Genomic DNA, 23,218 nt, shown 5'->3' on the forward strand with positions numbered 1-23,218 from the left:
GGGACTATCGTAATTTTAAAGAATCGTTAGTACTATACTTCTTTGTACTATACTAAAGGCTTGTTATATGTGGTGGACATATGCCTTATTATCGGCTGTTTTTGCAGCATTAACAGCTATATTGGCCAAGATGGGGATAAAAGGAGTAAACTCTGATCTGGCTACTGCTATTCGTACTGTCGTTATCCTGCTTATAGCATGGGTTATTGTCTGGAGCCGCAATGAAGTGAAGGGACTAATGGATCTGAATAGAACAAACTGGATCTTCCTGATCCTTTCAGGTATGGCTACTGGCATTTCGTGGTTATGTTATTTCAAGGCCTTGCAAATGGGAGATGTCTCTAAAGTGGCATCTATTGATAAACTAAGTGTTGCATTAGCTATTGTATTATCCGTCTTGTTTCTTGGGGAAACCCTTACTGTAAAAACTGCACTGGGTGCAGGATTAATTATTGTGGGTACACTAATTCTGATTTTATGAAGGTTTAATAAACGTCTTGATTGATGTGACCCCATCCAAATTTAATACCAAGTAAATCACAGCGGAGTCTTTCACAGCGGAGTCTTTCACAGCGGAGTCTTTCACAGCGGAGTCTTTCACAGCGGAGTCTTTCACAGCGGAGTCGCTTCTTCTCACAACTATTGAAAAATCGGTGGTATTGAACACTTCAAATTGGCTCATGTAGGAGCTGTCTGTAGGAGCCATTTCCATCCGGCAGGCGGTGAGCCCTTTCAATGATGTGTGAGGCTGGAACTGATGGCTTCCGCAGTTCCCTTATTCCAACCGCCAGTTCTAAATTTTCAGTCAAATCTGCCAAAGGTAATAACAAGTGGTTGTTCAAACACTCGTCACGTAAACTTATACCATCTCGGCATTGATAAACGACTCATTAGATCATCTCTGATCCTATAGAGTTGTCCGTCGGCTTACCCTGATGGGAAAAATCCAGGATCACCTGATTGTTAATTTTAACAGGAAGGCCATACTATTTCAATAATTTTTGAATGTATCGTTGTACTTCTATGTCATTAAAGAAAGAGAGATCTGGGTTTAGAGATAGAATAAAGCTGGGATCTTCAGCTTTATTCTTGGGGTCTATATATGTAGAAAGTACAAAAGATGTGATAAATCCAGCTTTTTGAAGCCTTCTAAGATGGTTTAATGTAGTTCTGGGCCTGTCTCCTTCATTCATGTATTGTCTACTTATCTCAATAGTGTAAATATTTGTTTTTTGCTTAACAAGGTTATATAAATAGATGCAGATAAACTTCTCAATCTTCCAATACCATACTCCACGCATTTGATCAGATAGAGGTTTAGAATTATTATATGTATCCATCATCTCTCTAAATGCTTTACCAATTTTAGTCATAGGTTCATCTGGTTCTAGAGAAAATATCTCCCAGAATTTTTCTTCAGCATGAAAATGTTCATCATGTAAGCTTGAAAACCTGTAATCTACATTCATTTTATTGCAATTTTAACATTGTGAAATGGTATAGTTAAATTAGAGTAGAGAGGATATATGTAGCAATAATTGTCTATGCCTTTGTTGTTAAACAGAGGAGAGATCTACCAATCGTTTAACGCTAGTAGCCTGAAAGAGTTTGCCATACCGGGTGACATATCCCAGTTCATTTAAGCGGGCTGCGATCTGCCGGAGAGATAACGATTCCTTTTTTAAAAGCAAGGCCATTGCTTTGGCCTTGATATTCCGTTTATTCTGCTGTGCATTTTTACGAATTATTTCTACTGCTTTTAATCTGGCTTGATCATTCAGGTTAGCAGGAGTACCTAATTTGAAGCCTTTCTCCTTTTTACTCTGGAGTGCTGCCCTGGTTCTTTCTGAGATCATCTTCCGTTCTTTTTCGGCCAGAGCGGCAAACAGATGAACGGTGAAGTGATCCGCCTCCGGAAGATCACACGCCTTGAAATGTACTCTGGATTCGAGCAGCGAAGAAATAAAATAGACATTGCGTGAAAGCCTATCCAATTTGGCAATGACTAGCAGAGCGTCTTTGCTTTTGGCGTACACGATGGCCTTCAACAGTTCAGGCCGGTTGTTATTCTTACCACTTTCAATATCAGTATACTCGGCCAGGATCTGGCCACCCTCACAGAATTTCTCCACCGTTCTTTTCTGAGCTTCCAGGCCAAGACCACTTTGTCCCTGCTTTTGGGTCGAGACCCGGTAATAGGCAACATAGGTTTTAGAAAACAACATAGCTTTTATCTTTTTCCCTACGGTTTGGTTTGACTGTTTAGTATTAGCAAGTGAGTTGAAAAATATTGTTGAGAGATATTTTGGTCAACTATGACATACTGGCAGGCAAAAGTAGGTAAAATGGGGGTGTGTTACAAATCTTAAAGGAGCGTTTGTGGTTTGTAACAGTAGCGAAGTTTCTACTGATTCAAGGAAATTATTAAGCTATAGCATACAAATGGGTTGAAAATTTTAAGGTAGTAGTCATGTAAAAGTATTTTTGATTTATAGGTTGTCTGAAAAATTGGGAGCCTTACAAAATAACAAGCTTAACTTCTTGTCCATCTAAAGGTAGCAGGTTCACTATACCGTTTACATTGAATAAACCAAGGACGTTCTTGTCGGCCTTCCCACTCGATAGCAACTATGTCTACTCCTTGGTCGAATCCGTTTCTATCAAAATAACTAAGTTCTGCCCGATTGTTGGATCGTGGTATAATGTTTAGACAAGATCCTCTAACCTCAAAGGATTCAAATCTGTAAAATGCAATTGTTTTATAGTAAAAGTTAGTTTAGTCGTATCTGCTTTGAAAAAGTTTGTTATTTGCAAACGTTTTAACGCTAAAATGTTTGCAAATAACAAACTTTTTATTACCTTCATAGTGTCAAACTAATGCGCGGGCGACGCAATAAATACTGCCGAACGTCCTATGTCAAGTTCTAACTACTTCTCTCATATTTGGACGATTTCACAGGAGTATGGTGGCTTTACTGTAAGTCTGGATAAGCTTGAACCGGTCAGGGCCGGATGGGCAATCGGCCACAGCGAAACACAAAACCGCTTCGGAGAAAGTGGGCTTATGTTTGTGATCGAACACAGCTTAAGAACAACTCGAATCGTTGGGGGGTGGTATAACGACAAAGATGGTAATTACTATTTCGATATGGTAATTATCGAGTTTGACGAAGCGGTGGCGATTGAGTTGATGAAACAACACCGCCAACTGGCTATCTATCAGATAGATACTGGTAGAGTCATTGAAAATAGGGGGGGTGACCCCTTTTATTTTCAATGGTATAAATTACAACACTATCAATGGTTTTTCTCTAAACAAAGAAATGCGATGGAAGCAATTAAAAACTTAAAAAGGCTCAATTTGTCCAATGAAGAAAATGAACGGCTGGAGAATCTGGCCACAATGCAAAAAAGGTATTCCAATATCACCTTTGAAGTGTTGGATAAGGATACTCCAACCATCAAGGTAAAACAGGGGAAAACATTTCAGAAAGTATATTTCGATCAGAAACGTTTAATTGAAATAGCAAAGGAAACATTCGAGCCGTTTGTCGACAAAATACACGTGCATGCCACTGAATATGTCGAATCTCCGATTGAAGTAGTCAAACCTGAGTGGATTGGCAAGGAAATGAATCAGCTAAAAATCAAACTTAAAGATATGGTTCCAGAGCTTGGAGTGGAGAAGGCTGAACTATCGGCAATGATCAATGGGCACCGTCCTATTTCTCAGCGGTCTAAAGCAATGTTCTACTACTACTTTGTAAGTAAAGCTCACGAGCATGCCATTATTGTTGAAAAATATAATAACTCTTATAGGTTAAAACAGTTACGATCAATTATTCAATCCCATATAGATACTCCCTTGTCACTTATTTATGAAAAAGAGGTATTCAAGAAGAATGATAATCCACTGTTAGATAAAATAAGACATATTCTGGAAGATGTCTTTAGACAGATATTCCAAGAGATGAAATACTTGATTTCTTGGGAGGATCTCACTGAAAGTGAAATGGAAAAGATTAAGCCTCATTTGCAATTGAAAACCGAGAAATCAGAAAGGGAGAAAAAGGAAAGGGAATCTGAAAAAGTCAGTGACTAATAAAAAGCCCGGTTCGTTGAATTGTAGTAGTCAGAATTTAATCGGACAGAGAGCAAAGAATATCCTGTCAACTGAGTTCTGTGACAGTATCTGTGTGTCCCATAACAAGGGTTGACAAAACAGAGAAAGCTTATTTTTTCAGACCCTCCGATTTTTAGGACCACCTCAGGATTAGGAGTGTAAAAAGAACTGTGTCAGTTTCGGGAGTGTAAAATCAACTGTGTCAGTTTATTGTTTTTGTTACTACTACTAAGTTGTTGGCATGTGGAAAACTCATTTCGAGTTTTCCACATGCCAACAGCTAACTATTTCAACAACTAATCGTTTGTGTTAACTGCGCTCCAAGTGTGGTTTGAAGAAAGACTCAAACCACACTTGGAGCTGTGTCAAACTCCAATTATGAAGTCCTGGGTTTTAAAGTTAAGCTAGTTAAATTATACCCATTAATTTAAGGTTTCTTAAACACTAGTAGCGAAGAAATAAAATATACATTGCGTGAAAGACGGTCAAGTTTGGCGATGACAAGCAGGGCATCTTTGCTTTTAGCACCACCTTAGTTCTATCAACCCTAGTTATGGGACACATATACATATACAAGGACATATTTTAATATGAACGATCTTTTGTCTTATTTCTTTGTATTAGATGGTTGTGCTCCGGAGCATTTCTCTTCTCGATTTCTTTTTTCATTTCCTCATTAAATACATTAACACCAATAGATCCAAATTTTTTTTCTATATGTTTTTTTGTGTAGGTCATTATTTCTTCGTTTGATTTATCAGAAAAATCATTTTGTTTATCACTTTCTTTTGATTCGTTATTATGTTTTTTTAATAATTTGATATTTGATTCTCTAATAGCTGTAGATAGGTCTTTTTCTTTCACTACAGACTTCTTTATATCTTTTTTATACTCACTTATCAATTGATCAAGTTCAAGGCTTTTTTCAGGAGAGTTCTTTTTATTTTTTGATAGCTTATCAATGTCCTCTTTATATTTATTAACATGAGCCTCCCCCAAAGCTTCAATACCGGGAGTCAAGTCAGTAAGTCGCTTTGTTAGGTCGATCGCTTGCTTATTATCTGTCGGAGGTATTAAAACAGCTTTCATTATTCCTGCATACACGACCGCTTGGTTTACACCTTCTAGTATGTTTTTAGTTGCATCTATTTTTTTTGCAAATCCTAACTTGTTATGTGCTTCAAATGTTCCAACTGAGGCATTCTTGTTAACATTTTTTTTGTATTGATCTAGTATACGTCTTAAGCTACCAGGAACCTTCTTTTCTTCTACAGCTCTGTCTTTATTTGTTTTTTTAATTTCAAAACTTAGTTTGTTTTCTCTTTCTTTTAGTGTATCCAGTATTTTTTTATTTCTATTACTGACTCCTTCAGCAGAATTTGATTCTTTCTGAATCTGTAGCGATTTTGACTTGATTTTCTTAATTTCCTCTTCGATCTTCTTTTCTCGCATCTTTAATGATGCGATTCTTAGCATGAGTCTTTCTTGGCTCTTATCTAACCTATTCATAAGTCTTTATATTTAGGAGGTAAAACAAATGGATAATTAATATTTGCTTTGATGTATTCATCATTGAAGTAGCTTATTCGTTTTGCACGAATGGGAAAGGAATGCTCATGTATCAAAATTTGATGGGTAAAGCGACGAATTTCATCTGGGTGCATTAGAGCACGAGCTGAGGACGAAAAGTTTTTCGATCTATTGCCCAGAAAGCCCTTTTCAATTTCGGTCTCAGTAGCATTTATACTTTCCATTATGATAGTAGTTTGTCCTAATTGCTCAGAAAGATATTTTGCCGTTTCTAAATCTGTAATACCAAAATATTGTTGTACTTTACTGTTAGCGATAAATGTTTGCCATTTTTCTCCGTAAATGGATTTAAGTTGCGGGATATCTTGAAAAACCATCCAAAGATTAACGCCATATCCTCGCATGAGGCTTATTGCTCTTGCAATACTGGGCATATTACCAAGTTGGGCTATCTCATCAAGAAGAAATAAAATCCTTTTTTGGGAGGATGTACCATAAGTAACTGCCTGAAAAAGTGTATCTAACCATAATCGCATCAAACGTGAGTATGCATCCAGCTTATCTACTGGCATTACTAAAAAAATAGTTATTTTCTTGTTTTTTAGATTACTGAGATCACAATCAGTTCTAGATAATGAAGCTCCTGCGTAGGGAGAGGTTATAAAACTTGTATGCCGTTGAAAGGTAGAGAGTACACTATTCCTTTCTTGTTTTCCTATAAGAAGAAATTCTGCTGGGATATCTTTCAGGTATTGATAGAATTGTAGAGAAGTATCTTTACATTCTACAATTACTGACTGGAGTATGTCCTTATATTCAAATATTTCCAGAATTAAGTTTCTTACTTCTACTAGATTTTTTGGTGTGTCTTCATACATCTCACAAAATACAAGTAGTAGAATTCCACAGCGAAATAAAGAAACGGCCTTCTCGTCAAAATGAGGATCGCGTTCCTGTCCAGTACGTATTACAATAGCATTGGCTAACACAGAAGCCTCATCAAAAATGGCATCATACTTTTTTGTTTCATACATTTTAAGAATGATGTTCATCGGGTTTATGCCTTTCATATAGTGTCCATCTTTTTGGACTTTAGGTAATAAACCTTGATAATATTCTAGTGCTTTCGTTAATTCTTCTACATTTTGTGTATCATTAATTATAGCCTCTTGTAATTTTATGATTTTAGCATTAACCTGATGTGATACCTCAAAGAAAGGATCAATTAAATACACCTCCTGCCCCAATTGAGTACGAGCGAACACCGTTTTGAGGAAGTTTTCTGCCTTTATATCAAGAACTACTATCGAACTTTTATTAAACAAAAGATTAGGAATAATAACACCTATACCTTTACCAGATCCTGTCTTGGCAAACGTAATTCCATTATACTCTCCACTTATTCGGATAAAAGAGTCACTTCTATTTGAACTTTTATTTAATATTTTTCCTAGCAAGAAGCTTCCAGAATCATCATTAGATATTAATTCCAGTTTCTTAAGAGATAAGAAATCTTCTACAAATTTAGCTGTGCCTAGATTTGAGATTAAGCCTAAATTTATATGATCGCCTCGTAAAACCTTATATAATCCTAAAAGTGACATCCATATAATTAGAGTTATTAAAATTAAGCCGTTGCTATTTTTCAAAAAGACACCTAATGCTAGTAGAAAGATAATTAAAGCTGAAACTGCATTTATCCATTCAGAATTAAGAAAGCGAAGAGGGGTGGATGTTAAAAAGAAATACCAACTTAATGTGACTGCAATGATGATAATTAAGTTAAAAGCTGAGTTGCTGCTTATGTCAAAGGTGAGATAATCGATAAACAAATCATATAAAGTAGAATCACTACCGAAACTGCTCTGCTTTAATACGATCAAAAAAGAAGTGAAGATTCCTAACAAAATAGGAAATCCTGTTTTATGGAGCATACTGCTCAACGGAGATGCTATTTTCTTTACAATACTATCAGCGATCATATGATTGTCATTTTATATGGCTAAATTTTCTAATAACATACAGAGGTAGTACGCTAAAAGTCAGAGTACTACCTCTGTATGTGGACTTATTGTCTGATGATTTCACCAATGTCATTGACATCGTCTAATGAACCGTACCTGATGAGTTTACCCTGAGTATTTTTAAAATACTCAGTCCAAAAAAACATGATGTTGTCAACGCCTTCATCTGTACTGGGGCCATGTGGAACTACTCCTTTGCCAATACAAACGACATTAACTTCTGGCAGAGCCGATATTTTATTGCTAGCACGTAGAATATTCAAATAGTTCTCTGTTTCTATCCGTGTAGGACCAAGTGGCCTTTCAAAATTTAAGCCTTCTTGTGAACTATGCACCATATCCGAAAAGATGAATAGCCAATAACTAGTGCTTGTCTTTTTTTGTGATGACGTAAATAAATTAAGGAACCCAGAATTACTATTATCTTTTTTATGGGTTTGGTTATGTGTGAAATCTTGTTCCAAATTCGAAATGGCACCTAAAATGTTGGAGTATTTGAAATAGGGCTTTCTACTTATTGCAATCGAATCAAGTTCTAGCTCTAAAATGGGCCAGATCTTATCAATAAATGGTTTAAACCTTTTTTGTATAACATCGCTCTCCTTTTCATATTCACCGCGACGCTTAAATGGAGGCCTCAATGTATCAGGTAAACTCTTAAGCAAATCTTTAAGCGCAATGCTATTTGTTTGGCCATTTGCAAAATTAATTTCAAACATTCGAACGGGTTTAGTATATGATGCATCATCAATTGAATAGGCCACGATATTATCGTCATATTCTAAGTTAATAACTATCTCTTTCACACCTTTTTTATACGAATTCCACCTCTCGCTTGTTGTAGTACCAGAAACATCAAGTAAGATTCGAATTTCTTTATTTTCATTCTTTAATTTGCTTTCTATAAAATCACAACTTGTTAGCCCTGCTGCTGTGAGAACAATCAAACTATTAGTGAAAAAAGCAGAAGAAGTTTTGCCATTAATACTTGCTGTTTTCAATTCCATATCCGAAAACAAATAATCGGGAGGGACGGTAGGCTTTTGATACCAAATTGCTTCTGTATCATCTACTATTTCATTAAATTGTGCAATCAAGTAATCACGTAGTTGGGCGAAGTCTTCAGGATTCTGCCTCTTTTCAGATTTATATTTAAGAAGAGCTCTGACATAAGTTATCAAGGGCATATATGTAGTTGCTGCTTGATCAGAGAGTTTAATTATTAATTCCCGCTTATCTGTTCTACCAGTGTTATGCTGAGCAACAAGTTTCTCATATTGCCGCTTTTTCTTGTAAGCCTTATACAATATATAACTTTGATAGGCTGCGTAACCCAGATATCCGGAGAAACAGGAGGTGATAGTTGCTGCTAGTACAAAAATGGAAATCGAATCAATGGCGATTTGTCCAGTTATGTTTATACTTCTTGTATAATTAAGAAACACATTCAGTATCTGTCCTAATACAGCGATAGTATATACAGCTATCTTTATCTTATCTGAGACATAAAGCTGCTTGAAGGGAATTTTGAGTTTAAGCGTATTTTTTTCTAGAGCTGCTTGACCCTGATAATGAAAAACACATCCAACTGATAAAACAATAACAATAGTTGTCAATATACCTGTCACTAGAAGCAGCAATAGACCATTAAGGGAAAGTGAGTCTAATGTTGTGCCTTTGTTCATCACATAATTCCAACCTGTACTAACGAAGAACCCTTCAAGCAAAATTAATATCAAGGAAAACAAGAAGTTTCTGGTTGCTGCCTTCCTTTCGCTAAGAGCTTGTATCTCGGTAATTTGAACAAAAGCATGATCTTCAAGTAGCAGAATATCAGATATTCGAACAGTCATGGGTTTACTTTTTTTATCATAACTTTTTTTTGCCCAACCCCAAGATTTCGATTTGATCGCGTCTATCAAATCATCAATGGCCCATTTGCTGATAATCGCTCTGTACCAATAAACAAACATTAAGATGATTATTTTCATGATTTCACTAGGTTAGTGTGATAGGAAGAGACTAGTGGTGTGTTTCTTCCGACGCCAGGGAACACTAGTCAGAAAAGCGTCCATTGTAACAATCTGTCATGATAGAAAGCCGAATAGATGTTTATGTTAAAATTTTTCAGGCGGGTGTGGATTTGAATTATGATAGGCTAAACCATAAGTCGATACCTAAACATATATACGTCTGAGAAATAATTAAAAAATAACACTAAAACACTAAAACACTAAAACTATTTGGTGTTTTAGTGTTATTTCTGTATCTAGCAGGAAAGACGCCTTTTATTTGGTGAAATAGGGATTTTAAAGAAAATAATTTCACTAAATCTATAAAACACTAAATGGTGGGTTTATATGTATAACTTTTAAAGATATGAAACCAGGTAAGGGAGGAGCTCCAGACAGCAAAACAGAATTTGCACATAATCACCCTATAATAAAGCAGTTGTTTGACTTATTGGAAAAGAAACTTTTCCAACCTAATAACCTTACAACAAATTCACAGAAAGCAGACTTCATTCATAGGGTAAGCCAACAACATGCCAGTGTTGCTGAAAAGGAATATGAGCCTCTGAACTCCCGTCAAATCCGGGAGAGATTCATCATAAAATACCAAAACAGGAAACCTGTCAGTTTGACGCAAAATTATTGGGAGAAATTACGGTTAGCCATCAGTTTTTACAATACGCAGCAAACCAATCAAGCGCAAAAACTAAGCGATCTGGAACTGAGCTTCCTGAATATAACCTTTAAAAACAGTTTTGATAAAATAAAGCCTAATCAGCCTAAGACGATACAATTTAAACCTTCGCACTTACCTAATTGGTTTAATAGTGGTTCATGTCCCCAGTATTTGGAAAACTCAGAATGGTATATTTTTGAACGTATTGGTAAGAAGCTATTGAAAAATGAAAAGTGGGGTATTGCCGTCGGTAGTATTTCTTTTAAGAAGAACAAAGATCTACCCTATTTGGAAGTTACAATGACAACAATGCTGGAAAATAGGGATAGAATTTTTAAAGGAATTGCTTCCAAAGACACTCAAAATGATTACCTGTATCTAGATTTAGTTTTTGAGGATGATTCCAAAAAGCGATCCAACATAATTTTAAGACTTGCTGAAGAGGAAATAAGCAAGCAAACGATTCTGATAGGTCACTATAGTTATCATTCTAAGCTCTACCGACACTTATTAAGTAAAACTGTCATATTATTAAAAAAAGACTCTATAAAAGATATAATACTAAAGATTGAGTCTTACTATGAAGGTGACCCGTATTTTGAAAAAATCCCGATACAAATAGCCAAATTCTTATACTTCAGAGAAAGAAATCGTATGAGTATGCCTAAAGAGCAAATAAGTAGCTTAGAGGAATTAAATAATTATTTGGTTGAACATCGTCGCCAAAAAATAGATCGAATATTGAATCACTTCACTGGTAAATATTATGTATACTTTCAGCGTGATGGATATATCGAAGAGGATAGTCTTTTTATTGACGATGATAAATATGCAGATTTGATTTATGCTACTTTCGAACATTCACCAGACATAGATAAAAAGAATACAAAAAGATGGAAAGGTCAGGTATTTTTAAATGAGCCCAAACAAGGTATAATTTTAGAGTTATCAAATGAAAAAAGTTCTGAAACAAATGAAGAATATGAAGACCCTATTTTGTTAACCTTTAATATTCCAGATGAACTAATCGCCTTTGAAGCTAGCGAATGTTTTCCTGGAATTATATCTGGGCTATCAGATAAGAGTGGACCGATTGCCTATTTATGTTTAGTAGTTAAGCAAAAATCAATAATGGATGTTGGATCTGTGAAAGAGAAAAGAATAAAAATAGTAACCCCCTTTTTTAGTGCTGCATTAAAATCTTACATTCGTCCAACTGCTAATACTTTTAAGTTAAACCAGTTAGGTGAACAGAAACAAAAGAGTGAATAAAGAAACTGCTATATACCCAACCAGGATTGTATTAGAATGGTATGTATTGAAAAGTTTTCTTCCAAAGAAGAATAAAGGCGGCATTTCTGGAAAGCCGGTCAAGTTTGGCAATGATCAATGTGGCCGACTTATTATTTGCGTATTCAATTGCTTCTTTAAGCTTTGGGCGGTCATTGTTTTTTCTAGATTCTACCTCGATAAAATCTTTTAGAATCAGGGAAGCGTCTTTGGCAAACTTTTCAACATAACTGCGTTATGCATCCAAGTCGAGTCCACTCTGTCCCTGCTTTTTCTTCCCTTTGTGCCGCATTCAACGTAGTTTGAACCGCTTGCAGTAGGTTTTCAATCAGTATATCCCCCAACCGGTAATACTGATAACTGATAAAGCAGATCAGCATTAAATATTTTCGATTGGCTTGCCCTGATACTTGAAATACCTTGGAGCGGATTACGAACCGGGCATAATACTGTATCATTTCATCACTCAATTGCAGTTTCTCAACCACCAGCTGCAAAGAATGGAATAGTTCACCCAGTTGAAGGAAGTGATCAACATTGGTGCGAATAGCGGTGGGTTTCATCAACTCCAGATTCCGCTTGAGCAGGGTTAGACGATAGGGTTTATGTGACGATCCTTCGGTTGTACCTTCTATTTCCAGTAACTGATCGAGTTTATTTCGCTCCTGTTCAGTTAAATAAAGATCCATCATATCAGTCAGCTCTGCATCTACTCGTTTAAAGGCTTCTGTTAACAATAAAGCCAAGGTAGCATAGGCTGGTACTTCAATGCGGTGGGTGCGGATATAATCAGCTATAGATCGGAAGACCGCTAGTGGATTCATTTGCCATTTGACAAAAGCAACCGCCTGATTAAGTATGGCCGTCTGCTCGCTTCGGAATGACTTGACCCTGAATCCATCCAGGATGAGTTTACGGTGTTGGCTTACCGTAGCTGGAGCATAGCGGGAAAGAGAGGCATCATTTACCAACCACCGCTTTTTCAGGTAGTCCACATCAGCAGCTTGAAAAACATTCACCTCGAAGAAACGCCCACTCACCCGGAAATAACCGGCTTGGAGCAGAAAGCTCAACTGGTTATTAAGGGGTTTTTGGACTAAAAAAGCTGGAGTTATAGGGTAGGGGAGTCGTACGCAGAAGGAATCTGACACTCTATCAACAGCAAACATGCTAGCAAAATGGATAAAAATACCTCATTTGAGGTATTGACTAATAGGTGAACTAATCTTTGATTTGCTTTTAGTTATAATCTGTGAAATTGAAAAGCCTATCAAAGGTATTCGTTGTATGTAACACAATTTCGACTTTTAGTAACATTCAAAAATGTGCATTTCTTTTATTATAGCTTCTATTTTTCAAGTTTTAGCACACGTTGACAGAAAACATGTACCTATTTACGATTTATAGTTAGTATTTGGATGTGATAATATATAGCTACCTTACAATTAATGATCGATATAACAGTTTTCGACAAAGCAGTTTGGCTATTTCTTCTAAAAGCAAAAGAGAAGCAACACCTCAAGCAGACTCAACACAAATTGCCTCGCATCCGTTTTTGTGCAGCGCATATATGTAGATGCAGTTATCAATTTTATATAGTTATTTTTCTTTTTTTTGTGCAAAATCAAATTGCTTTTGCACAAAAAAAAGAGATAAAAAAATCTAAAACACAAGCAGATATTTTCTGGAAAGAGAAAAATATTGCTGTTTGCTGGGAAAACCCGGAAGAAAAAAATACAACAGAGCGAGAATGGGTTAAGGATGCAATTATAAATTCGTGGCAAAGAGAATCACGATTAGTTTTTACTGACTGGTGTAGCTGTAATGAAATCAAATCTAATTCCAAGCAGATATTGCGAATAAGAATTGCTGATGATACCTCAGGTGCTAAAGTAAAAGCTCTTGGAGTAAAGTTGAACAAAATAAAAAATGGCATGACATTAAATTTCACTTTTAAAAAGTGGGGTAAATCACTAGTTCCAGAAGTAGTTCCAAACAGAAAGACAGCAATTCAATCCATTGCTGTTCATGAATTTGGTCATGCAATTGGCTTTTCACATCAACAAATAAGAGACAGTTGCTATTTATGCAACACCCCGAATGAAGAACTAAAAAAAGAGATGGCATTAGAATCAATGCATAGCACTAACGATATAGCATTATGGTTTACTCCTTGTGACCCTTATTCTGTAATGAATTACTGTAACAATGACTACTTTAACTTTGGAATATTAAGCAGCTATGATATTAATTCTGTTAGGACATTATATGGAATGCCTCCTAATGTTGAAATAAGTAAAGGCATTGGTATTTCATACACTGCAAAACCTTTAAAAGATTTATCTAAGCCTATTACACTTAAAATAAATCAACAACGTCAGGATGACAGAAGAGATTATAAGGTAATCAAGAGGCATTGGCATATTGTGAATCTTTACATCACAGGAAAGGAAGCCGACCTTAATAATATTGATAAAGTTGAATACAACTTAGACCCTTCATTTGCAAATAATAAAGTTGATATTCAAAAAAAAGAAACGAGTTTTCAATATACATTTTATGCTTGGGGAAATTTTAAAGTTAAAGCAATTATCTATTTGAAGAATGGCTCAAAATTTATTCTGGAAATGGACTTAGACAAGATACCGCCCATTGAGATAGAAATAAAAAAATATTCTAAAAAAGGGGGGGGGTGGAATTGGATTCCACAGCGAAGAAGTTCAAGAGGAAAAGGCGGATAAACTTACAACGAACAGTTCACCAAATTAAACCAAGAAAAAATGAAAATCAAACACGTTCTTTTTCCATTATTAGTAACTTTTTGTTTACTAATAATGGGTTGTCCAGGTCCTAAAAAAGACGATTTAAATTTTAAAGAAGTGACTTTAGCTGAAATAGATACGACAGAAGTCACAGATACAAGTTTATTAGCAGCCAAAAATGTTAGCGGTTACGCCGCTAAATACTGGGGCAGAGTTATGAAACATTGCATGCAATCGCTTCTGCTGAAAAAAAAGGACGCTGATTATCTTGGTCCAAGTAATACGTTAGGCCTCGGAACAATTACTGATGAAAATTTAGATATTACTTACCGTCTTGTAGATGGAAATACCTTTTCTGATGCAGAACTTAATAAAATCATTAAGCTTGGGGCATCAACTTTATGTCAATTTGAAATAAGCAGTGACATAGACATTGAAGCAATAATGAACACGAAACTCAGTATTAAGAGTGACGATGATTTATCATTAGGGTTAGGTACAGCAATAAAAAACAGGAGAAAAGTTAATTTTAATGTTGAGAGTTGGCAAAAAGACGAATTAATTGCAGGCGAACTTAGGGACGCATTAGCTGACGAATCTAATCCAAAGAAAAAGGCATTCAAAGAAGACCTGCTGAAAGAAGGAAGAATTATTATGACCAGACTTATAAGAGTAAAAGGCTTTTCGGCAGATATTGAATTAAAAAATGATATTCCTGCTGAACTAAAAGCAAAATTGAGTTCGGAAGTAATTGCAAATTTGGGAAATGCAGATGCCACAGTTAAGGTTAGTGTGGTTAATAACAAAACTATTCGGTTAAAATCAACTGACGATTTTTTTATTTATGGAAAATTTGTAAAAGCAGAAAAACTATAAGTTTCTAATTTAGGTCTTTGTAAGAATTGAGAGGAACTCAAATAACTCTGAGCAACAACATCAACTACAACAATCATAATTCTTAGTCAATTAACCCTGAAACTGAAAATCCGAGTGGCATAAATATCAAATTTGAAAACAATAAAAGGGAGGTTTTTAGTCTGTCAATTATTTAGGAAGTATCTTAAGAATATATGGGTTGGTTGGACTGAAAAGAAGGGAGTTAAAGGGTAGGGGAGTAGTTTACAGAAGTTGCTATACCAAAAACCAGCTCGTTCGGTTACTTAACCTGTTAGATATCTACTTGAAAGTCTACGAGCAAAATGGATAAAAATACCTCAAATGAGGTATTGACTAATCGGCTTTCGATGGAAATTTGTTTTCTTATATTTTGGCCACAAAAGAATGCAATATATATCTATTTAAAATCGCCGGCAAGTGTAAAGTGATGCTATAATGAGAAAAATAATTCTTGATACACATATTCTACTTCGACAACCAAGAGTATTAGGACTTGAAGAGGAGGAAGGTTTAAACCTTCGTAGTAAACGCCCATCTGAGCCGAGGTGCTACGTAATCGGTCAGCCAACCATCGGCTGGAAAGAGTTGTGCCGCTAAGAAAAAATCAGGCCTGGAGTATGGATAGTGAATCTGATACGATTCACGTCTCTGACCAACTCTTTGATGGCCGTAAATTCAGGACTCTGACAGTGAACCTGCTACGTGCCTGGCATCGGCTTGATAATTATTCTCGTAAATGCTTAGGCATCTTAGTAGGTCAATCAATCAAGGGAGAAGCATCTCCGTGAAGCCGTAGTAGAATTTATGGAGCGGTTGAAAAAAGAAGAAGGGGTAAATCCAACCCGTATTCAGGTAGATAATAGGTGGAGCGTATATGCTCCTTTGAATTTATTTCCAAAGCGATGGACAAATGGGCAACGGATCGTATCAGATCCTTTGACAATGGGGTAATACTCGATTTTTCCCGTCCAGGCAAGCCAACGGATAATGCTATAGGATCAGAGATGATCCATTGAGTCGTTTATCAGAGCTGAGACGGTGGAAGTTTTCGAGATGAGTGTTTAAATACTAACTGAAGGCAGATCTGATGAGGTTTTTATCTTTGTCCGACGCAGCTGATAAAATCGTATAGGAGCCAAGAAGCTTGGCGGCTGGAATACGGAGCATGCGATGTCATCCAGTTCCGGCCTCATAGTTCACTATCTGAGCTGAGACGCTGGACTTACACCCTGTCAGATGGAAATGGCTCCTGCATGATTCAATCTCAAGTGTTCAATACCGCCGATTTTTCCACTTCTACCCGGTCCTAATTTTGGGAGGACGTCAGCGGGCCATGAACAGTGGAAAATTGCCGGAAGAAAATCCAGCCCTAGAATTTCCCACAATTCACAGCCTTGATAGTAGTAATTGAAAAAATAATTAATTCAAATTTTCTATCTCAAACCTGTTTGAAAACCCAAGGCCGCTAACCAAAATATTGGGCGGAATACTAGCCAGTACAAATACAATTGTAAGAAAATCTACACTAGAAGCGCATTTAAAGAATCTGACAGGTTCGAAGGGTATTGATATGGGATGTGCCGTGGATAATGGTGCTTTTTTTATTGATTATCAAGGTGAGGAAGATGAGCAAATTGCGGATTACATTGAGCGGATCTGCCACTATTATAATTCAAGGTCTGTAAATGCCATAGAATTTAGTAAACCTGATGTTTCACTTGTATCTTTTTTCTTTCAATTACTAAGATATCTGCAACAGAGCATAGGGACCGTTGCTTCTATAGATTTGGGCGAATATTCCCAAGCGATCGAATTTGAAATAGACAAGGAGCTCTAATTGATAATTTAGGAGTTTTCGTTACAAACGTAAGTTCGAATGTTTTCGCTTGCGTTTTTCCTTTATAATTTGTTCGATAAATTGCCATTGGGCATCACTCTGGAAAATGAGCTTGCATGTCTATTGAGTTTGGTCGCTGCAACCAATACCCTTTATCAAAATTTAGACATACTCTTAACCAAAATTTGCCTCAGTGTAGTTTAAATATAAAAACTTAAAACTTATATCTATTTACGAGTTAATACCAATTTTATGATGACATACGAACAACGAATTACATTATTTATTGATATTTTGGGGTTTAGAAATATTGTAACCCAAACTGAAACAGATGAAGTTTATACGGACAAAATATTTTCCGTATTGGACTCTATGAAAAGTGAAATTTTAAGCAATGAACTTTTTGCCGAGATAAACATTACTGAAGTCAATAAAGAAGAGCTTGAAAGAATAAAAGAGTTGCAAGTTCGACTTTCACACGAACTAAAAAATGAATCTTCAATAAGAATAACACACTTTTCAGATAGTATTGTAATGTCAATTGGCCTAGATAGTAATATGTATGTCATGTCACTAATAGAGTATGTCTGTCGTTTATCATACAGACTTTGGCGAGACTTTAAAATATTAATTCGAGGAGGAGTTTCTGTAGACAAATTAATCCATAAAGAAAATGGTGCATTATTTGGCCCTGCTATGGTCAAGGCATATGATTATGAGACAAATTTAGCAGAATATCCAAGAGTTGTGTTTGACGACTTATCATATAACATATTCCGAAAAAGTTCATTGTATGGAGCTATGGAGAAAATGATAAAACCTTTTTCCAGTAAAAGAGAAAACGCAGGAAAAATCATAGAAATAAAAAATGGGTTTGAAATTAACTTGGGTACATCTATTCTTCATTTATTAACAAGTCATTTTACATTTCATCCTGATAAAAGAAAAGAAGTGCTTGAAGTATTAAAAAATTTACATACAGATTTGAATGAAATTTATGATACAATAAAATCCGAAAAAGTAAAAAGTAAATACAAATATCTTATTGACGAAATTAATAGGATTGAATATCCAAAAATATAAAAAACTAGGGCTAAGTGGTTTGGTTAAAGTGGCGGTTCAGAGCTCTGTGGCCTCGTTTGTGGTGAAAATCGTCTCCTTCGCCAAGCCGCAAAACGTTAGCCGCGTTTTTTTAGTTTTATTTTTCATAACACTTAAATCATTTGTTTATGTCACTAGAATTGGATTATTCATCTGAATTGCAAAGCCCAGAAATTTCTTACTTTATTTTTGATGAAAATGTAGCGACCTTTCAAGGTCTAAAGCCAACTTCAACTGGTTGTTCTTACGTAACTAAAATAGTTGCAGGGGATAGTACGATAGAATTTGCATTCGACTTTAAATGCGTTCAAAGCGTTGGTAATTGAACATGTAAGGAAAAAGCGAACAAAAAGATAAGTTCAACGTATGCGCCCGACCAAGTACATTGCCAATACGATGTTGTGTGTTCTCCTTTTATTCAAACTGTTCAAATAATTCACTTAGGTTTATTGTATCTTCAATGGATTCAAAATCCCTTTTAAGGTGTTGTAGTAACACCTTAATGTTTTGTCTAAATAATTTATTTTCTTTATAATGTGAGTTTGCTATTTGTTTTATAAAGGATTTCTTGACTTTTGAAATGTTACCAAATGCAAATAATTGCAGCATTTCAACTTCAATTTGTTCAATTAACTGAAAAGATATTGTTTCTTCAACCAGCGGGTACAAAATTTTCCCAAATGGGTTAAAAATGACATAACCCTCATCAAGGATGTCTTGGACTCTATCAAAGAAAGTTCTCCATAAACTTACACCCAAATCAAAAGAGCCTTCTGCAATCATTTTATCCTTTTCAGCATTCAAAACATGTTCAGCTAACTTTCTATATCTTACTATTATGTCAGGATGAGAATTTGAGGGTTCAAAAATTCCTGTCGCTATTTTTTTGAAGTATTCAACTAATAAAGCTATTGTTGGACCTCCAAAAGAATGAAGTGACTGCAAATCAGAATAACTCTTATATGTTAAAGCTAGAAATGCGAAAGCCCTCTTGTCGCATTCAAATTCTTCATCAATATTACTTAATGAGGTTTCGTTTTCGTTATTAAGTAATATGATGACATAAAAGTATAGAAACAACTCGGCAATTATCTGATTATCAATGCTTAGGCAAATATAAAAGTAAACATTTAAATTGTCTTACTACTTATAATACATCTGCCAAAAGAATTTTGAACATAATGAGATATTAAGGTGAGGTATTAATCTACTCGACATGAATAAGTAATAAGGCAATTGATGGGGCGCCAAGAAGCAATAATTGGTTTTGCCGTTCACTATCTCAATAACTTAAAAAAGATTAAGAGATTCTTTGGATGGTTATTTACAATATAAATGACGCAAATAGTATGTGATAGTCAACTGAGTTTGATAGCGGATAGGTGCGGTAAGCGGGACCACCAGGCACTAATAGCATATTGATAAAAAGACGCGAAAAGATAGTCGCCAGTGTTCGATAACTGCATTTCACTAAAAAACAAAAAGTGCTGTAACTCCAGTGGTGGTCAGAAGAAATATCTTCCGACCACCACTGCCAAGCATGTGCTTTTTTAAGTAGTTTATATACTAACTTTTGATGGGTTTTTATTTATTTCTCAGATAGAGCCTTTTCACCTGTTCAGCTCTGAAAAGTTTTCCCTGGCTAGTTGTAAAGCCAGATTCATTTAGCTGATTGGCAATATGAGTCCATTTCATCCCTGAATCTCTCAAATACAAGATCATAGCGGTTGCTCTACGGTTGTTTTGATTTTTGGAGGCAATTACTTTTTTAGCATCACTTCCCATCAAACGGCTTTGTGCAGTAAAGTTTTCAGGCTTTCCCAATTTAAATCCTTTTGCCTTCTTTGCCTGCATGGCTGCTTTTGTTCGCTGAGAAATCATTTCCCTTTCATGCTGTGCCATAAGGGCGAAAATGCCAACGGTAAGTGTATTGGCATCTGGCATATCCGCACAGATAAAATCAACTCCTGAATCTCTCAGGGTAAGAATAAAGGCCGCATTTCTGGAAAGTCGGTCCAGTTTGGCAATGATCAATGTGGCCGACTTATTATTTGCGTATTCAATTGCTTCCTTAAGCTTTGGGCGGTCATTATTCTTTCCGGATTCTACTTCGATAAAATCCTTTAGAATCAGAGAAGCATCTTTGGCAAACTTTTCAACATAATTGCGTTGTGCATCCAGTCCGAGCCCACTTTGTCCCTGCTTCTGAGTGGACACCCGGTAATACGCTACATATTTTTTCATTCTTGAAATAGTAGATTCTTGAAATAGATCCTTGAATTGAAACTTCGCTAATCCAGCTTCACTCATCTAGCTTCCATTTGTGCATAGGTATTGAATGGATCTGAAGTCATGATGACTGTTAGGCAAGGGTTGTCATTTTTTTTAGGTGAGTCTAATTTGGTTTGATAACTCAACTTATATAAATATAAGTGAGCAATAAGGAGCAAACAAGGAAAATGGACTGTTTTTCACATAGCAAGAAGGAACCTTCTTGATTTGTGAAATTTATATTCCAAATGTTCCACGGATGTTCCACGAATATGAGGAATATTAACATGTCAAGAAGGTTCCTCCTTGATATGTTATTTCTGGTTTAATCATGTTCCACGAAATGTTCCACGGAGTTGAGGAGACTAACATGTCTTAAACGTGCGTTCCAAGAATTTCTTCGAATAGAATGTAGACATGTTTGAATTTTATCTCTTTTTCTTTGACGGCTGATAGGAGTTTTTCCCTTCACTATTTTTACGCTTCCGATTTTTAAAGAGAAACTTAGTTTAAAAGAGAAACTTAGTTTAAAAGAGAAACTTAGTTTACTTGTAGTAGTACAAAGCGAAATGTTCCAAATTGTACAAAGTCATTACTATTTTGTAAAGGGCAACGTGAAAGAAGCCAAGTAGCAGAAGGCAAATGATTTGTCATTGGTGGTCACTGCTAATGCTAGGTGGGTCTTGTAACTGCTGGGTTGATAATATTGGTTAATTTAACCAACTATCTATTTCATATTCGCAGGTTTTAGTGTTTTCTTGTCTTTGGTTTATTATATTGTTTATGAGTTAATTATGTTATAAAATGTCAAGTATTTTGCGCAAAATACTTGACATTTTAGAAATTTTAGTATCTTTGAAAGCAAAATATGTCGTCTATGAAAACAGCTCAAAAACTAGTAAAGCAGTTAAGCCGCATTTCGGAAGGTACTACCTTTTGCTATAGTGATTTAGCTATTGAGCCGCATGAATACTTTTCCGCGGCTAAAGCCCTGGAACGATTGATTGGAAAAGGCTTTATTAAACGTGTCTCGACCGGTATTTTTTATAAGCCAAAGCAAACGGTATTTGGAGAGATCAGACCCAAAGAGGAAGAACTAGTTAAGCCATATCTGTTTGACGATGGAAAAAGGAGAGCGTATATAACGGGTACAACGTTGTACAATCGTATGGGTTTAACCACACAAGTACCTGCAACTATTAAGATTGCCAGTAGAGATAAAAGAATTTTTGCTTCTATTGGTAGTCTGAAAGGAAAGCCGGTGAAAAGTTATGTAGATGTGACGGATGAAAACTACCCGTTATTAGAACTTTTGGATGCTTTAAAGGATTTTAAACAAATTCCGGATTTAGATAAAAAAGCAGGTATTGCTCTTTTAAAAGATCGGTTAAACAAACTGGCCATCAAAGAGAAGAGACAATTACTCAAGTATGCATTACATTATCCTCCACGGGTGAGAGCATTTTTAGGAGCTATTTTAGAAACAGCTATTTTAGAAACCATTCATCAAGTAGGTAAGCATGGAGTACGGGAACTGGAAGTGTTAAAGGAAAGCTTAAATCCACTATCCACTTATACCTATGGTCTTTCAAAAGACTTATTGCCCACAGTTGAAAATTGGAACTTGAAATAATATGCATTTACACGAAAATAACGAACTATTTGAAAATGCGATAGTATATACAGCGCAGCAAAAAAAATTGTCAGAGCTGTATATCGAAAAAGACTATTGGGTAACGCTGGCTCTATATACTTTATTTACCAGCGAGATAGGAAACCAGATTGTGTTTAAAGGAGGAACTGCATTATCCAAATGTTTCCAACTCATAGAGCGTTTCTCTGAAGATATAGACTTGTCCGTTCTACGTCAGGAAGGTGAAAGTGACAACCAATTGAAGGCCAAAAACAAGAAAGTAACTGAATGTGTGTCAGGCGTCTTACCTGAAATTGAAATAGAAGGAATTACTACCAAAATGGGTAAGAATCGAAAAACGGCACATCAGTATATAAAAGGTTTTAGCGGAAGTATGGGCCAGGTTCGATCTACCATTATAGTAGAGTCTACATGGTTAGGTAATTTTGAGCCAAATACCTCTGCAACAGTGAATTGCTACATCGCTGAAATGATGTTGGCCAATGGGCAAAAACAGCTTGTTGAACAGTATCAGCTTCAATCATTTCCTGTTAAAGTCTTAAGTAAAGAAAGAACCTTGTGTGAAAAGATCATGAGTCTGGTTCGGTTTTCTTTTACGAATGATCCCATTACAGACCTAAGTAATAAGATTCGTCACGCCTATGATATTCATATGATGCTTAAAGATCAGGCTTTGAGAAGTTTCTTTGCTGATTCAGCCTTTGAAGATATGTTACATAGGGTAGGTAGTGATGATGTGTTGAGTTACAGGAATAACAATAACTGGTTATCAAATCACCCTGCAACAGCAGTCATTTTCTCACAAACAGATAGCATATGGCCTCAAATTCGAAATACCTATCATACTACTTTCAAAGACTTGGTTTTTGGTAATCTTCCTAAGGAAGAGGAAATTACAGATTCCTTACATAAAGTCTCTACTCGTTTGGAGTCTATTCAATGGATAATGTGAAAGTAGTATCTGTACTTCAATAGCAATCAGCCAAATAAACCTCTAAATTTTTATGATAAAAAGACACTAGTCACATGCTTGCTGCTTGA

Annotated in this window: 21 protein-coding genes and 1 pseudogene; 12 read left to right on the plus strand and 10 right to left on the minus strand. The window is 35.8% G+C overall.

Annotation, left to right across the window (positions count from 1 at the left end):
- The first annotated feature begins 67 nt into the window (after positions 1–67).
- Entirely contained in the window at positions 68–481 is a 414-nt protein-coding gene (locus QNI15_RS20945) for an EamA family transporter (protein ID WP_314033346.1), read from the plus strand.
- Positions 482–986: 505 nt separating this feature from the next.
- Here the strand turns inward: QNI15_RS20945 and QNI15_RS20950 are convergent.
- From QNI15_RS20950 to QNI15_RS38985, 3 genes are all read right to left on the minus strand, one after another.
- A complete protein-coding gene (locus tag QNI15_RS20950; protein ID WP_314033347.1) occupies positions 987–1,469 on the minus strand; it encodes a hypothetical protein in 483 nt (160 codons plus the stop codon).
- Between the two features lie 87 nt (positions 1,470–1,556).
- Complete coding sequence (locus tag QNI15_RS20955) at positions 1,557–2,225, minus strand: recombinase family protein (RefSeq protein ID WP_314033348.1); 669 nt, start codon at positions 2,223–2,225, stop codon at positions 1,557–1,559.
- Positions 2,226–2,533: 308 nt separating this feature from the next.
- Positions 2,534–2,755 (minus strand): restriction endonuclease, encoded by a 222-nt coding sequence (locus QNI15_RS38985; protein WP_390902205.1) that lies wholly within the window; start codon positions 2,753–2,755, stop codon positions 2,534–2,536.
- A 159-nt stretch (positions 2,756–2,914) separates the two neighbouring features.
- On the opposite strand from QNI15_RS38985, the gene QNI15_RS20960 reads away from it, so the two are divergent.
- Positions 2,915–4,102, plus strand: a complete 1,188-nt coding sequence (locus QNI15_RS20960) for a hypothetical protein (RefSeq protein ID WP_314033349.1) — start codon at positions 2,915–2,917, stop codon at positions 4,100–4,102.
- 606 nt (positions 4,103–4,708) lie between these two features.
- Here QNI15_RS20960 and QNI15_RS20965 read toward each other — a convergent pair.
- The 3 genes from QNI15_RS20965 to QNI15_RS20975 form a co-directional block, all read right to left on the minus strand.
- Positions 4,709–5,632, minus strand: coding sequence for a hypothetical protein (locus tag QNI15_RS20965; protein ID WP_314033350.1), 924 nt, complete (start codon positions 5,630–5,632; stop codon positions 4,709–4,711).
- Positions 5,629–7,635 (minus strand): type IV secretory system conjugative DNA transfer family protein, encoded by a 2,007-nt coding sequence (locus QNI15_RS20970; protein WP_314033351.1) that lies wholly within the window; start codon positions 7,633–7,635, stop codon positions 5,629–5,631. Before QNI15_RS20970 ends, QNI15_RS20965 begins: the two co-directional genes overlap by 4 nt.
- A gap of 86 nt (positions 7,636–7,721) precedes the next feature.
- Positions 7,722–9,668, minus strand: coding sequence for a hypothetical protein (locus tag QNI15_RS20975; protein WP_314033352.1), 1,947 nt, complete (start codon positions 9,666–9,668; stop codon positions 7,722–7,724).
- 388 nt (positions 9,669–10,056) lie between these two features.
- On the opposite strand from QNI15_RS20975, the gene QNI15_RS20980 reads away from it, so the two are divergent.
- On the plus strand, positions 10,057–11,637 hold the full coding sequence (locus QNI15_RS20980) for a hypothetical protein (protein WP_314033353.1): 1,581 nt from the start codon (positions 10,057–10,059) through the stop codon (positions 11,635–11,637).
- Positions 11,638–11,668: 31 nt separating this feature from the next.
- Here QNI15_RS20980 and QNI15_RS38990 read toward each other — a convergent pair whose 3' ends face one another.
- Positions 11,669–11,854: a recombinase family protein gene (locus QNI15_RS38990; RefSeq protein WP_390902206.1), complete on the minus strand. Its 186-nt coding sequence runs from the start codon at positions 11,852–11,854 to the stop codon at positions 11,669–11,671.
- A gap of 22 nt (positions 11,855–11,876) precedes the next feature.
- Positions 11,877–12,728, minus strand: a complete 852-nt coding sequence (locus QNI15_RS20985; protein WP_314033354.1) for a DUF4158 domain-containing protein — start codon at positions 12,726–12,728, stop codon at positions 11,877–11,879.
- Positions 12,729–13,103: 375 nt separating this feature from the next.
- Here QNI15_RS20985 and QNI15_RS20990 point away from each other — a divergent pair, with 375 nt between their 5' ends.
- The 7 genes and pseudogenes from QNI15_RS20990 (at position 13,104) to QNI15_RS21015 (ending at position 18,234) form a co-directional block, all read left to right on the plus strand.
- On the plus strand, positions 13,104–14,396 hold the full coding sequence (locus QNI15_RS20990; RefSeq protein ID WP_314033355.1) for a pYEATS domain-containing protein: 1,293 nt from the start codon (positions 13,104–13,106) through the stop codon (positions 14,394–14,396).
- 39 nt (positions 14,397–14,435) lie between these two features.
- Entirely contained in the window at positions 14,436–15,293 is an 858-nt protein-coding gene (locus QNI15_RS20995; protein WP_314033356.1) for a hypothetical protein, read from the plus strand.
- Between the two features lie 566 nt (positions 15,294–15,859).
- Positions 15,860–16,102: a hypothetical protein gene (locus tag QNI15_RS21000; RefSeq protein WP_314033357.1), complete on the plus strand. Its 243-nt coding sequence runs from the start codon at positions 15,860–15,862 to the stop codon at positions 16,100–16,102.
- Between the two features lie 16 nt (positions 16,103–16,118).
- The gene (locus QNI15_RS21005; RefSeq protein ID WP_314033374.1) at positions 16,119–16,265 is read left to right on the plus strand and encodes a hypothetical protein; all 147 of its coding nucleotides are present in this window, start codon (positions 16,119–16,121) and stop codon (positions 16,263–16,265) included.
- A pseudogene (locus QNI15_RS39090) lies at positions 16,199–16,624 on the plus strand (integrase core domain-containing protein); the annotation flags it as partial. The gene QNI15_RS21005 and the pseudogene QNI15_RS39090, both read left to right, overlap by 67 nt.
- A 167-nt stretch (positions 16,625–16,791) precedes the next feature.
- Complete coding sequence (locus tag QNI15_RS21010) at positions 16,792–17,151, plus strand: hypothetical protein (RefSeq protein ID WP_314033358.1); 360 nt, start codon at positions 16,792–16,794, stop codon at positions 17,149–17,151.
- A 252-nt stretch (positions 17,152–17,403) separates the two neighbouring features.
- On the plus strand, positions 17,404–18,234 hold the full coding sequence (locus tag QNI15_RS21015; RefSeq protein ID WP_314033359.1) for a hypothetical protein: 831 nt from the start codon (positions 17,404–17,406) through the stop codon (positions 18,232–18,234).
- A gap of 432 nt (positions 18,235–18,666) precedes the next feature.
- Here QNI15_RS21015 and QNI15_RS21020 read toward each other — a convergent pair whose 3' ends face one another.
- Both QNI15_RS21020 and QNI15_RS21025 read right to left on the minus strand, forming a co-directional pair.
- Positions 18,667–19,197, minus strand: coding sequence for a hypothetical protein (locus QNI15_RS21020; RefSeq protein ID WP_314033360.1), 531 nt, complete (start codon positions 19,195–19,197; stop codon positions 18,667–18,669).
- Between the two features lie 639 nt (positions 19,198–19,836).
- Positions 19,837–20,496: a recombinase family protein gene (locus QNI15_RS21025; protein ID WP_314033361.1), complete on the minus strand. Its 660-nt coding sequence runs from the start codon at positions 20,494–20,496 to the stop codon at positions 19,837–19,839.
- A gap of 904 nt (positions 20,497–21,400) precedes the next feature.
- Here QNI15_RS21025 and QNI15_RS21030 point away from each other — a divergent pair.
- Together QNI15_RS21030 and QNI15_RS21035 are read left to right on the plus strand one after the other, a co-directional pair.
- Entirely contained in the window at positions 21,401–22,156 is a 756-nt protein-coding gene (locus QNI15_RS21030) for a DUF6088 family protein (RefSeq protein WP_314033362.1), read from the plus strand.
- A 1-nt stretch (position 22,157) separates the two neighbouring features.
- The gene (locus QNI15_RS21035) at positions 22,158–23,129 is read left to right on the plus strand and encodes a nucleotidyl transferase AbiEii/AbiGii toxin family protein (protein WP_314033363.1); all 972 of its coding nucleotides are present in this window, start codon (positions 22,158–22,160) and stop codon (positions 23,127–23,129) included.
- Positions 23,130–23,218: the final 89 nt, after the last annotated feature.

Source organism: Xanthocytophaga flava, assembly GCF_030068545.1.
In the GTDB taxonomy this organism is placed as follows: Bacteria; Bacteroidota; Bacteroidia; order Cytophagales; family 172606-1; genus Xanthocytophaga; species Xanthocytophaga flava.